General features: G+C 71.0%; 9 protein-coding genes. 8 read left to right on the forward strand and 1 reads right to left on the reverse strand.

Annotated elements, in window-relative coordinates; translation table 11 throughout:
• Window positions 1–30: 30 nt before the first annotated feature.
• Window positions 31–3,966 (reverse strand): type VII secretion protein EccCa, encoded by a 3,936-nt coding sequence (gene eccCa, locus OHS17_RS04630; RefSeq protein WP_330315157.1) that lies wholly within the window; start codon window positions 3,964–3,966, stop codon window positions 31–33.
• A gap of 403 nt (window positions 3,967–4,369) precedes the next feature.
• Between eccCa and eccD the strand changes: the two genes are divergently transcribed.
• The 8 genes from eccD (at window position 4,370) to OHS17_RS04670 (ending at window position 13,208) form a co-directional block, all read left to right on the forward strand.
• Entirely contained in the window at window positions 4,370–5,770 is a 1,401-nt protein-coding gene (eccD, locus tag OHS17_RS04635) for a type VII secretion integral membrane protein EccD (protein WP_330311173.1), read from the forward strand.
• Window positions 5,771–5,823: 53 nt separating this feature from the next.
• A complete protein-coding gene (gene eccB / locus OHS17_RS04640; protein ID WP_330311174.1) occupies window positions 5,824–7,308 on the forward strand; it encodes a type VII secretion protein EccB in 1,485 nt (494 codons plus the stop codon).
• Between the two features lie 155 nt (window positions 7,309–7,463).
• Window positions 7,464–7,802 (forward strand): hypothetical protein, encoded by a 339-nt coding sequence (locus OHS17_RS04645; RefSeq protein ID WP_018522577.1) that lies wholly within the window; start codon window positions 7,464–7,466, stop codon window positions 7,800–7,802.
• 82 nt (window positions 7,803–7,884) lie between these two features.
• The gene (locus OHS17_RS04650) at window positions 7,885–8,208 is read left to right on the forward strand and encodes a WXG100 family type VII secretion target (RefSeq protein ID WP_018105149.1); all 324 of its coding nucleotides are present in this window, start codon (window positions 7,885–7,887) and stop codon (window positions 8,206–8,208) included.
• 115 nt (window positions 8,209–8,323) lie between these two features.
• Window positions 8,324–8,770 (forward strand): type VII secretion system-associated protein, encoded by a 447-nt coding sequence (locus tag OHS17_RS04655; RefSeq protein WP_330311175.1) that lies wholly within the window; start codon window positions 8,324–8,326, stop codon window positions 8,768–8,770.
• Window positions 8,771–8,831: 61 nt separating this feature from the next.
• Entirely contained in the window at window positions 8,832–12,335 is a 3,504-nt protein-coding gene (locus OHS17_RS04660; protein ID WP_330311176.1) for an AAWKG family protein, read from the forward strand.
• Window positions 12,336–12,382: 47 nt separating this feature from the next.
• On the forward strand, window positions 12,383–12,832 hold the full coding sequence (locus OHS17_RS04665) for a YbaB/EbfC family nucleoid-associated protein (RefSeq protein WP_018105147.1): 450 nt from the start codon (window positions 12,383–12,385) through the stop codon (window positions 12,830–12,832).
• Between the two features lie 7 nt (window positions 12,833–12,839).
• Entirely contained in the window at window positions 12,840–13,208 is a 369-nt protein-coding gene (locus OHS17_RS04670; protein WP_161211794.1) for a hypothetical protein, read from the forward strand.
• Window positions 13,209–13,213: the final 5 nt, after the last annotated feature.

Here is a 13,213-nt window from a genome sequence, read left to right on the forward strand (position 1 = left end):
TCTCGCAGGGGTGCGGGGCGGCAGGGCCGTCTACTCCTCCGTCCCCGCCGCCAGCGCCGTCTGGATGAGCACCGGCTTGCGGCGCACGATGTGCAGCGCGCGCCCCGGCGGCAGCACGCGCGGCTTCACGTTCCCGAAGACGTACCCCTCGGACGGCGGTGTCGACATCAGGACGCCCGGGGTGTTGACCTCGTCCAGGCGTCGCAGCAGCTGGTCGTTCAGGCCGCGTCCGGCGCCGGTGGCGGACCGTACGACGACGATGTGCACGCCCAGTTCGTGGCCGAGCGCGAGGTGGTCGAAGAGCGGCGCGAAGGGGTGGTCCAGCACCGTGCCCCCGCCGACCATGTCGTAGTCGTCCACGAGGACGAACAACCGGGGGCCGGTCCACCAGTCGGCGCTGCGCATCCGGGCCGGTGTGATCTCCTGGCCGGGCAGCCGGGTCAGCAACGCCTTCGCGGAACCGCCGACGAGCTGCTTGAGGGCGTCGATGGAGACGGCGTGCCCGAGCCGGTACTCCTCGGGCACCGCCTCCACCAGGTCGCGGCGGTAGTCGACCACGAGGATGCGGGCCTCGGTCGGCGCGTAGCGGGCGACGATCGCGTCCGCCACCACCCGCAGCAGGTTGGTCTTGCCGCTCTCGGTGTCGCCGACGGCGACGAGGTGCGGGGTGCGGGAGAAGTCGTGCCAGACGGTGTCCAGCGTCTCCTCGTCCTGGCCGAGGGGCAGTCTGAGGCTCTGCCCCTGGCCGAGCTCCGGTGCGGGCAGCTCCGAGGCCGGCAGCCGGTGCGGCAGCATCCGCACCTGGGGTGCGCGCGGCCCCTGCCAGGCGGCGGCGATGCGCTCGACCAGATCGCTGACGCCCTCGCTCAGCGTCTCCGGGTCGCTGGAGCCGTCGCCCCGGGGCAGCGCGGAGAGGAAGTGCAGCTTGGAGTCGACGGTGAGCCCCCGGCCGGGCGTACGGGGCACTCCGGCGGCCTTGCGGATGTCGACCACGGAGTCCATCGTGTCGCCGAGCCGGAGTTCCAGGCGGGTCGCGGCCTGGTCGCGCACCGGGGCGGTCAGCTCCAGCCAGCGCGAGGTCGCGACGATCAGGTGGATACCGTAGTTGAGGCCGCCGGTGGCGATCTGGTTGAACGTCGGGATGAACTGGTCGAAGTTCTGCCGGACCGTGGACCAGCCGTCGATCACCAGGAAGATGTCGCCGTGCGGCTCGTCGGGGAACTCCCCGGCGGCGCGGCGGCGCCGGTAGGTGGCCATCGAGTCGATGCCGTGCTCCAGGAAGAACTGCTCCCGACGGGTGAGCACGGTGGTGACCTCGGCGACGGTCCGGCCGATCCGGTCCGCGTCGAGGCGGGCCGCGACGCCGGCGACGTGCGGCAGCCCGGTGAGCTGGGAGAGGGTGCCGCCGCCGAAGTCGAGGCAGTAGAACTGCGCTTCGCGCGGGGTGTGGGTGAGCGCGAGGCCCATGATGAGACTGCGCAGCACGGTCGACTTGCCGCTCTGCGAGCCGCCCGCGACGGCGACGTGGCCGCCGGCCGCCGCGAGGTCCACGACGAGGGGGTCGCGGCGCTGGTCGAAGGGCTTGTCCACGAGGCCGACGGGGACCCGCAGCTTGCCGGTGCCGTTCCACCGCGGCGCGGTCAGGCCGCGCTCCGGGTCGACGGTCAGCCCGTGCAGCAGGGCGTCGAGGGGCGACGGGGTGTCCAGCGGCGGCAGCCACACGCGGTGGGCGGGCGGCCCGGCGTCGCGCAGCCGGTCCAGGGCGACCGACAGCAGGCTGGAGCTGTCGTCCGCCTCCTCCTCCGCCTCCGGTTCGACGGCCGCCGGAGCGGGCGCGCGGGGTACCACGTATCCGGCGGACCAGGGCACGACCTGGCTGGCGACGCGGGCCTGGGCGACGGCGCCGCCGCGACGGCGGTAGGGGCCGGAGACGTAGGCGGCACGGAACCGGGTCAGCGCCTCGACACCGCTCTTCAGGAAGCCGCTGCCCGGCTGGGAAGGCAGTTCGTAGGCGTCGGGGACGCCGAGAACGCCGCGGGACTCCATCGCGGAGAAGGTGCGCAGCCCGATCCGGTAGGAGAGGTGCGACTCCAGCTGGTGCATGCGGCCCTCGTCCAGGCGCTGCGAGGCGAGCAGCAGGTGCACGCCCAGGGACCGGCCGAGGCGGCCGATCATCACGAACAGCTCCATGAACTCCCGGTGCGCGGCGAGCAGTTCGCTGAACTCGTCGACGACGACGAACAGGCTGGGCAGCGGGGCCAGGTCGGCGCCACCGGCGCGTGCCCGCTCGTACTCCAGGGCGGAGGTGTAGTTGCCGGCCGAGCGCAGCAGTTCCTGGCGGCGCAGCAGTTCGCCGTGGAGGGCGTCCTGCATGCGCTCGACCAGGGCGGCCTCGTCGGCGAGGTTGGTGATCACGGCGCTGGTGTGCGGGAGTTCGTCCAGGCCGAGGAAGGTGGCGCCGCCCTTGAAGTCGACCAGGACGAAGTTGAGCGTCTCGGAGGAGTTGGTGAGGGCGAGGCCGAGGACAAGGGTGCGCAGCAGTTCGGACTTGCCGGACCCGGTGGCGCCGATGAGCATGCCGTGCGGGCCCATGCCTCCCTGCGCGGACTCCTTGATGTCCAGCTCGACCGGGCGGCCGTCCGCGCCGACGGCGACCGGCACCCGCAGCCGTGCGGAGCCGTTGTGCCGCCGCCACAGCGTCTCGGGGTCGAGGCGGTGCAGGTCGGGGATACCGAGCAGGGTGGTGAGCTCCATGTCGGCGGAGAGCGGCTCGACCGCGTCGGCGGTGAGGCTCATCCGGTACGGGGATATCAGCCGGGCCAGGGTCTCGGCGGCGACCGGGCCGACCTGGTCGGGGCGGCCGAGGACGGTCGTCTGCTCCTTGCGGCTGCGGTCGGTGCGCACCAGGGCGACGGACTCGGGGGTGACGTCGAGGCGGAGGGTGGTGCGGCCGGGGCGCCAGGTGAGGGTGCCCGAGAGGTCGAGGATGACGGCGTTGCGGTAGCCGGGGCCGTCGAAGCGGTGGCCGGCCGGAACGGTGGCTCCGTCCACGACGACCACGACGAGCGGCTCGTCGCGGCCGGGCACGGCGTCGGGGTCGAAGGCGGGCCGCTCGGAGAACTCGCTGCCGAGCTGGTTCTCCAGATCGGTGAAGGCGGAGGCGACCATGCGCAGCGGTCCGGCGCCGTCGGTCTCCTGGGGGTGCTGGTTGTGCGGGAGCCACTTCACCCACTCCCACTCGGCGCGGTGCTCGTCGTCGGCGCACACCGCGATCCACACCTCCTCCGGTGGGTGGAAGAGCGCGAGCTGGCTCAGCGCGGCGCGCAGCATGCCCCGCGCGGCGTCCTGGTCGCCGCGCAGCAGCACCCGGGACCAGGAGCGCAGGTAGAGCGCGATGGGCTGGCCGGGCACGGTGCTGTAGGCGCGGATGAAGCGGCGCAGGGCGTGCGCGCACAGCGGTTCGAGGTCCTCGACGGGTTTGGTGGAGACGGGGTTGAGCCGCAGGGCGAGCTGCTGGTCGCCCACGGCGATGCGCAGTTCGGCGAAGTCGACGTCCTTGGTGCGGCGTTCCCACAGGCGGGTGGTACGCACCATGGAGCGCAGCACGGCGGGCTCGGGGTGGCGCCAGGCGAGGGCGAGTTGCTGCTCGACCACGGTGCGCTGCACGGTGCGCCGGCTCTGCGCCAGGTAGCGCAGGTAGTCACGGCGTTCGCCGCGCAGCCGCTGCTTGCGGTCGCCCGCCTTGCGCATGACCTGACCGACCATCATCGCGGCGGCGGCGAGCACCATCATGCCGAGCGCGATGTACATGAAGATGCCGGAGCCCTGGCCTCCCATGCGCAGGAACATCAGCATCATCGAGACCGACATCATGGCCATCGGCAGGTACGTCCACACCGCGGACGTGTCCGGCACGGTCTCCATCAGGGTCGGCGGTTCCTGCAGCGTCAGCTCGCCGCTCGGCATGTCGGGTCCGCGGCGACGGGCCGGACGACGGAACAGGACCACGCTCAACGCTGGGGCTCCTTAGTGGTCTTCGCGCACGCGGCGGTACGTGGGGGGAGGCTCACGGTCCGGGTGCCGACGCCGGCGGGCACGGTACGGGCAGGCCGTACGGACGGCGGAGTCCTGGGCCGTACAGCCGGTATGTGTGCCGTGCACGTTGCCGGGGGCTCCCGTTACGACGGCCTCCGGGAGTGACAGTAGTGTGCACCCCGTCAACTCCGTAAGTCCACGTCACCCCCTCCCTCCCCACGCTCCCCACCGTTCCAGCCGTCGTCCCTCTCAATCGCGCCACCTCCCCCTCAGTGGCCTGCAACACCGCACGCCACGCCCTCCGTTCCGACGCTCAGGAGACGTGAGCCCCGGTATGACCGACACCTCCGTGGCCGACCTGTGCCACCTGACCGTGCGCGCCCCGGGCCGCACCATCGACCTCTCCGTGCCCTCCGACGTGCCGGTGGCCGACCTGCTGCCGACGGTGCTGCGGTACGCGGGCGAGGACATCGAGGAGACCGGCCTCGAACACGACGGCTGGATACTCCAGCGCCTCGGCGGACGGCCGCTGGACGACGAGGCGACGCTGGCGACCCTGGGGCTGACCGACGGGGACGTCCTGCATCTGCGGCCGCGCACCGACGCGCTGCCCGAGGTGCGCCTGGACGATCTGGTCGACGGGATCGCCTCGGTCACCCGCGACCGGCTGCACGACTGGAGCGAGGGAGCGGCGCGGCACCTGCTGCGCGCCCTGGTCGCGGTGGCCGTGCTGGCCGGTCTGGCGCTGCTGGCCTGGCCGGGTGGACCGGTGGCGCTGCGCGCGGGCGCGGCCGTCGCCGCCGGTGCGCTGCTGCTGGCCGGTGCGGCCTCGGCGAGCCGGGCGGTGGACGACGGCGCGACCGGCGCGGTCCTCGGTCTGCTGGCCTCCCCGGCGCTGGCGCTGGCGGGCTGGCTGGTGCCGGGCGGCGAGCTGAGCGGGCCCCAGGCCCACCAGGTGCTGGGCGCGCGGCTGTTGGGCGCGGCGGCGGCCTGGGCGGGCGGCGCGGTGCTGGCGCTGGCGGCCACCGCGGTGCGCACGCCGGTCTTCCTGGCTTCCGCGCTGACCGCGTTCGCCGCGGCGGTGGGCGGTGCGGTGATGACCCTCTTCGACCTGCGGGCGGCCACCGCGGCGGGCGTGGTGGCGATGCTGACGGTGCTGCTCGGCGGTCTGGTGCCGGCGCTGTCGTTCCGGTTCGCGGGGATGCGGATGCCGGCGCTGCCGACCAACGCCCAGCAGCTCCAGGAGGGCATCGAGCCCTACCGCGGCAACGATGTCGCACTCCGCACCGAGCTGGCCGGCGAGTGGATGACGGCGCTGTACGGGGCGACGGGCGTGCTGGCGTCGGCCTGCCTGGTGGCGCTCGCGCACCGGCCCACGCTGCCCGCGCTGCTGTGCGCGCTGGTGCTGTCGCTGCTGCTCCTCCTGCACGGCCGGGGCCTGGTGAACACCACGCAGCGGCTGGTGCTGGTGCTGCCCGGCGCGTGGGGTCTGCTGCTGCTGGCGTTCGGCTGGGGGCTGGCACTGACCGGTGTGGAGCGGGTGCTCCTGGTGGTGGGTCTGCTGGTGGTCGCGACGGCGCTGACGATCGCGGTGTGGACGGTGCCGGGCCGTCGTCTGGTGCCGTACTGGGGCCGGGCCGCGGAGCTCCTGCACACCCTTCTGGCGGTCTCCCTGCTGCCGCTCACGCTCTGGCTGCTGGGCGTCTTCGGCGCCCTGCGCGGCTGGAACGGATGACGGACCGGCCGGGCACCGCGACGACGACGAACCACTGAGAGCAGGAGGCGACCGTGCGGTCCAAGCGCGACCAGGTGCAAGCGCACACGTTCATGATGGGGCGGCTGACCTCGGGCATGCTGCTGGCCGACCCGGACGCCCCGGAGAGCCCGCTGGGGCGCACCACCCGGGGTGCGCTGATCGGCATCATCGTCGGCATCCTGATCGCCGCCGGTGCCTTCGTCTACGGGCTGCTGCGGCCGGGCGGCAACGACGCCTGGCGCAGCGGCGACACCCTGATCGTCAACAAGGACACGGGCGCCCGCTACCTGTACGCGGACGGCCGGCTGCGTCCCGTACGCAACTACGCGTCGGCGCTGCTGATCGGCGGCGCGGACCTGGACACGACCGCGGTGGGCACGAAGTCGCTGAGCGGCACCCCGGTGGGCACACCGGTCGGCATCGCCGGCGCCCCCGACGGCGTACCGGGCGCGGGTGACCTGGAGACGTCGGCGTGGGAGGTGTGCTCCACGGGCGACGGCGAGGAGACGACCCTGGTGCCGGGCGCGCCGGTGGAGACCCGGCCGGTCGGCGCGGGTTCGGCGCTGGTGGTGCGGGGGCCGGACGACCGCACGTACCTGATGTGGCAGGGCAGCCGGCTGGAGCTGGACCGGAAGTCGGGTGCCGCGGAGTCGCTGGGCTACGGCGCGGTGACGCCCCGCCCGGTGTCGGCGGCGTTCCTGGACGCCCTGGTCAGCGGCCCGAAGCTGGCCACCCTGAAGGTCGCGGACCGGGGCGCGCAGGGTCCGGCGCTGGCGGCCGGGAAGACCCGGGTCGGACAGGTGTTCCGGATGACGGCGGGCTCCGTGAGCCAGGACTACGTGCTCCAGAAGGACGGCCTGCACGCCGTGACGGCCACTCAGGCGGCGCTGCTGCTGGGCGACCCGGAGACCCGCGAGAAGGCGTACGACGGCGCCTCCCCGGAGGCCATCGCGATCGGCGTCTCCGATCTGCGCGCGCACCAGGCGCCGGGCACGGCGGGCAGCGACCCCTCGTTGGCCGGGCTGCCGGACAGTCCCCCGGCGGCGCTGCGGCTGCCCGCCGGGCAGGCGGCGTGCACGCGGGTCGATCCGGAGGGCGGCGAGGTGCGGGTGACCTCGGTGCGGATCGACCGGGCGGCGCTGTCGCCCTACGCCGCGGCCGACTCCGCGGCGCTGGTCCCGGCCTGTGTGGCGGTGGACCACGTGGTGACGCGCCCGGGGCACGGCACGCTGGTGCGGGTGCTGGGCGCGGCCGGGGCGACGGTCGGCAACAGCACGTTCCTGGTGGGCGACGACGGGGTCAAGTACCGGGTCGCGGACGCGGAGGCGCTGGCCGCCCTCGGGTACTCCGAAGGCGATGCGGTGAAGGTGCCGTCCACGCTGTTGTCGCTGCTGCCCACCGGCCCGGACCTGAGCACGCAGGCCGCGGCGCGGTCCAACCCGGGCACGGGTGCGGGGAGGGCCGCGCCGGGTCCCGCGACGCAGTGCCGGACCGGGGACGTCACGTCCGGACCGTGAGCGCTTCCGGCGCCGGACAGGTTTCCCGCCGGTTAACGACCCGGGAAGACATCGAGCTTCAACCTCAGATCTACCTCAGCTTGTTGTCTTCTCAACTTGCCTCACTTTAGGCTCAAGTTGCTCGTACCAAGATCCGACTCACGAAAGGTGGGACGATGGCGGGAGACGGCCAGCAGTCAAGCGAGTCATCAACCCGGAACGGCATCCAGGCCCTCGAATCGGCCTTCAGCGGAATCATGAAGATCCGTCAGGATGTCGACGGCACCAAGTCCACCCTGGGCTCCGGCTACCAGGGCAGCGACGGCGGCCAGTACGGCCAGCTCCTCGCTCAGTGGGACGGCCAGTGCAACGTCATCCTCAAGAACCTCGAGGACGTCATCGACCGGCTGAACCAGAGCCTCGTCGAGCACAACAAGACCCAGGGTTCTTCGAACGACGCGATCAACCAGGCGTACAACGCTTCCCAGTCGGCCTTCGATCAGCTGGCCGGCTGACCCGGACGCCTCGTCGGCACCAGGGCCTCCCGGTGACCCACCGGACAGGCCGCCCCCCTCAACCGTGTGAAAGAGGCAGACCGTGGCAGACAACCTGAGCGACGGTTTCATCTACGTCAGCTACAACCACATGTCGAACGCGGCAGACGACATGGTGATGCAGACCAAGGCGATCGCCCAGACGCTGTCCAACCTTGAGGCAGAGCTCAGCGAGCTGTCCAAGACCTGGTACGGCAACGACGGCGACACGTACCGCCAGAAGCAGGCCGCCTGGGACGGTGCGGTGCAGAACATGGAGACGCTGCTCACCTCGCACGCGCAGCTTCTGAGCGACATCTCCGGCAACTACAAGTACAGCGAGAACTCGCTCAGCCAGATGTGGTCCGAAGTGACCATCGGCCGCTGAGCGGACGTCCCGACCGCGCCGACCGGTCCGCCCTCGGTCGGCGCGGCAGAGGCATCTCCCCGTACCGTCGCCGTGCCGCACGCCGGTCCGGCGTATCCCGCCACCGGAGGCACCCATGGCAGACCTGACCCATCTGGACGCGACGGCGCTCAAGAACTTCAAGAACAACGATGTCGGGGACTTCATCACCGACCTGCTCAACATCCGCAAGGACAACGCGGGTGTCCGCTCGCTGAAGAACCTGGTCGCGGAGACCGGTACGGGCTCGGCGTCCGGCGACGCCAAGATGCTGCGCATCGGCCTGATGGGCGGCGGCGACAGCGAGGACCCGACCGGCGGCTCGGCACTGATCGAGGCGCTGAAGACGCAGGGCGGCGCGCTGGACGGCATCTTCAAGAGCCAGAAGGTCCTCTTCGACGACATCGAGTCCGCTCTCGAGGAAACCATCACCACGCTGCTGAAGACGCAGGGCGACACCCTGGCCTCGATCGAAGGCGAGAAGCTGATGGACATCTTCGACACGGTGGACGACGACATGAGCGGCACCGGCTCCGACAGCTGACGCCGGGCCCCGCGTCCTCCTCTCCCCCACCCCCCTCAGCCCCAGCAGCGGAGTCCGTGCCATGGCCGACGACGGCAAAAGTACTTCCGGAACGCCCACCTACGACCCGGACGACTACTACGCCCAGGCGATCACCAATTTCACCGGCTACACCATCCCGGCCCGGTCCAGCCTGTTCAACTCCCTCAGCAGCGACAGCGGCGACGACTTCTCCGACCTGAAGCTGTTCCGGATGGAGATCTCCGGGCAGACCATGCGCGCGGTGTCCACGGAGGACTACACGGCGCTCAGCGGCTTCCAGAAGAGCAAGGGCGAGGACTACGACCTGGCCTTCTACGACGCGGGCGGCGACGGCGCGCACAACAGCGTGAGCCTGAAGAAGGCGCGGATCGTGATGATCGGTGTGGGCGTGGGCGACGACGGCCGCGCCGACCTGTGGGGGGACGGGGCGATCTCCGGCGGCGGTGAGTTCGAGGGCTCGTACTCGCACGTCCAGTGGGACTCCGGCCCGATGGCGCAATACATCTCCGGCAGCAAACTGGCCCTGGACGAGCTGCTGAACAACCACACCACCAAGGGCTGGAGCTTCAGCAACCTGTCGGTCCTCGATGGCAACGCTGTCGAGTTCAAGTCCTTCGAGGAGACGGGCCAGTCCTTCGACCGGGCGATGCAGTTCTTCAAGGACCACTCGGACGTCGTCAACGGGTGGATGAAGTCGCTCGGCGAGGACCAGGCCGCGTGGAAGGGCAAGGCGGCCAGCCTCTTCTGGCACCTGCTGAAGGAGCTGAAGACCAACTACGACGGCTACGTCTCCCAGTTGGGCGGCCGTGACTACAGCCCGAAGAACACCACGGTGGGCGGCTACGTCCCCAAGTCGAAGCTGAGCGACGCCCTGGCCGCCGCGCAGACCGCGCTCAAGGACGCGGTCACCGACCTCCAGACGGCGTGGAACAACTGGGCGAAGGACGGCCAGCACGATCCGCACAGGCACCTGGTGAAGGTCCTGGACGACGTGTCCGGCTTCGTCCTCAAGGACAACATCCAGCACGTGAACGTGAAGACCCAGTACTACGGCGGCTACGGCGGGGGCGGCTCGTACAAGACGTACTCGACCACGGCCGAGTTCAAGCAGACCTCCGAGTACGGCGACCTCACCCAGCACACCACCTGGAAGAAGATCGCCGACGCGGCGGTCAAGAGCTGGTCGGACCATGCCGACTCGATGCTGAAGCAGCCGGCCATCGACGCCCTCAGCAACGTGAAGTCCGCCTGGGCCGATGTGACGGACGCCTTCGACCAGGAGGTCACCGACAAGAACTCCGAGACGCTGGCCGAGGTCCTCGCCAAGGAGGAGGCCGACATCGCGGAGGACGAGGCCAATGCGAACAACGACAAGCTGAACGACTACCTCGACGGACTCAACGACAACATCAACACGATCGGTGACGGTCTCAACGACCTCAACGACGGGCTGAACGACAGCCTCAACAACCTGGGCGACGGGTTCAAGGACCTCAATGACGGCCTCAACGACGGGCTGAACGGCCTCGGCGACGGGTTCAAGGACCTCAACGACGGGCTCAACGACAACCTCAACGGCCTCGGCGACGGGTTCAAGGACCTCAACGACGGGCTCAACGACAACCTCAACGGGCTCGGGGACGACCTCAACGAGAGCCTGAACGGCCTCGGCGACGGCGTCAACAACCTCGGTGACGGCCTCAACAACAACTTCAGCACGCTCAACGACGGGCTGAACAACGGCCTGGGCGACGGCCTGGGCCCGAACGGCGACCCGAACTCCCCGCTCGGTGGGCCGAACCCGTCCGCGCTGGTGCCTCCGATCACCTCGCTGCTGAACAACGGCCTGAACGACGGCCTGAACAACCCGGACAAGAAGGGGGGTTCCTCACTGCTGAACTCCCCCACCGGGGGCAACACCCAGCTCAACGACGACGGCACGCTCACCACGAAATTCCCCGACGGCTCGACGCAGACCATCGACCCGCGCACCGGCCTGGTCACCAGCACCTCGCCGGACGGTGTGACGTCGACCTCGCAGCTCAACCCGGGCACCAGCCTGCTGAACCCGGACGGATCGACCACCACGCTCAACGACGACGGCACGCTCACCACCACGTTCCCGGACGGTTCGAGCCAGACCCTCGACCCGAAGACGGGCCACGTGGAGACCCTCAACCCGGACGGCAGCCTGTCCGAGTCGACGCTCGACCCGACCGACGGTGCCTTCACCCACCCGGGCGGCTCCACGTCCCAGCTCAACGGCGACGGCACGCTGACGACGAAGTTCCCGGACGGTTCGACGGAGGTCCTGAACCCGGACACCGGCCAGGTCACCGTCACCGACCCCTCGGGCCACGTCACCACCCACCAGCTCAACCCCGGTGAGTCCTTCACCAACCCGGACGGGTCCACCACCACCCTGAACAACGACGGCACCCTCACCACGAAGTTCCCCGACGGCTCGACGGAGACCCTCAACCCGGACACCGGGCAGCTCACCACCACCGACCCCGCCGGACACGTCACCACCACCGACCTGAATCCGGCCCCGAACACCTTCACCACACCGGACGGGTCCACGGCGCAGCTCAACCCGGACGGCACCGTCAGCACGCACTTCCCGGACGGTTCGACGGAGGTCCTGAACCCGGACACCGGCCAGGTCACCGTCACCGACCCCTCGGGCCACGTCACCACCCACCAGCTCAACCCCGGTGAGTCCTTCACCAACCCGGACGGGTCCACCACCACCCTGAACAACGACGGCACGCTGACCACGAAGTTCCCGGACGGCTCCCAGCAGGTCCTCGACCCGGATACGGGCCGGCTGACCACCACCGACCCCGCCGGGCACACCACCACGACCGACCTGAACGGCGACGGCCCGTCGTCGCTCAACACCCGTATCCCGGACCTCGACAGCCTCAACCACAACGGTCCGGACACCGACAGGCTCAACACCCAGGGCCTCGACGGCCCGCACACCTCGTCGCCGCTCACCCACACGTCCGGCCTGAACGCCCACGGACCGGGCGGCTCGCTGAACGCGTCCGGCGGCCCGGACGGCGGCCTGGACGACTACTACGACGACTACGACAGCACCCCGTACGGCGGCGGCTCCCTGGGGTCGAACACCCCCGCCACCGCCGCGCTCGCCGGCAACTCGCCGGCGCAGTCCGCGAACGGCACCCCGCTCAACCCGATGGGCATGGGGGGTGGCGGCATGCCCGGCATGGGCGGCGCGGGCGGCGGCGGCCAGGGCACCAGCGAACGCACCCGTGCCGTCCTCACCGACCCGGTCGGCAGCGCCCGGGGCGGGCGCGTCGGACGCGCCGCGGCGGGAGCCGACGAGGACGAGGAGATCGTGTACACCCGCCCGACCACCTCCAGTTCGCCCTACCCGGTGGGCGGGCCCGGCGGCGCCGGCCAGGGCTGCACGACCACGGAGAGCGGTGACCGCGCCCGCGAGGCATGGCTGGCCGAGGACGACGACGTGTGGGGCACCGACGACGGCGGCGCCCCGGCGGTCATCGGGCGCTGAGGACGCACGCGGGGCGAGGCAGGAGAGAACGGGAGAGGGAGTGCGCGGTGAACAGTGAGTCGATCGAACAGCGGCTGGCCAAGGCGATGGCGGAGCTGGAGGAGACCGAGGCCGCGGTGGCGCGCGCCGAGAGCGAACTGGCCCACGCCGAGGCGACGGTGCGCTCGGCGGACCGCTCGGTCGAGGTGACCGTCTCCGCCCAGGGCGACATGACCGCACTGACCTTCCTGGACGACAAGTACCGTACGATGCCCGCAGGTCAGCTCGCTGCCAGCGTGCTGGAGGCGGCGCAGGAGGCGCGCGCCCGGATGGCCAGGCGGGTGATGTCCACCTTCGAGCCGTTCACCCAGGCGCACGCGGAAGCGCCCGAACTCACCGGCTTCGACGTGGACTGGAACAAGATCTTCGGGCCCGGCGTGCTGGAGGGCCCGAAGGGCGATCGCCGCCGCGGCTCCGGCCGGCTCCGTGACGAGATCAGCGAAGACCCGGAGGACTGAGGAGACGATGACGGAGAACGCGTACTACGCCAGCATTCCCGGCCTGGCCGGCGGTACCCGGCAGCTCCAGGCGATCAGCGACTACGCCGTCGACATGTTCAACGAGTTCTTCCACGACGTGTCGGAGACCAGCGACTGGCCCGGCAAGGACGACAGTTACGCCAAGACGATGATCCCGCAGGAGAAGAAGCAGCGGGAGGGCGCGGTGGACACCGGCAAGGCCCTGACCGAGGCCATCGTCGGTGTGGGCGACGGCACGCTCGCCAACCTGAAGAGCGTCCTGACCACGCTGGGCGGCAACCTCGACGCGATCCACGAGTCCCACATCGACAACAGCAACGTCTCCGGCGGCACGCACGGCGGCGGCAGGCACTGACGGAC

The organism is Streptomyces sp. NBC_00523 (assembly GCF_036346615.1).
Classification (GTDB): Bacteria; Actinomycetota; Actinomycetes; order Streptomycetales; family Streptomycetaceae; genus Streptomyces.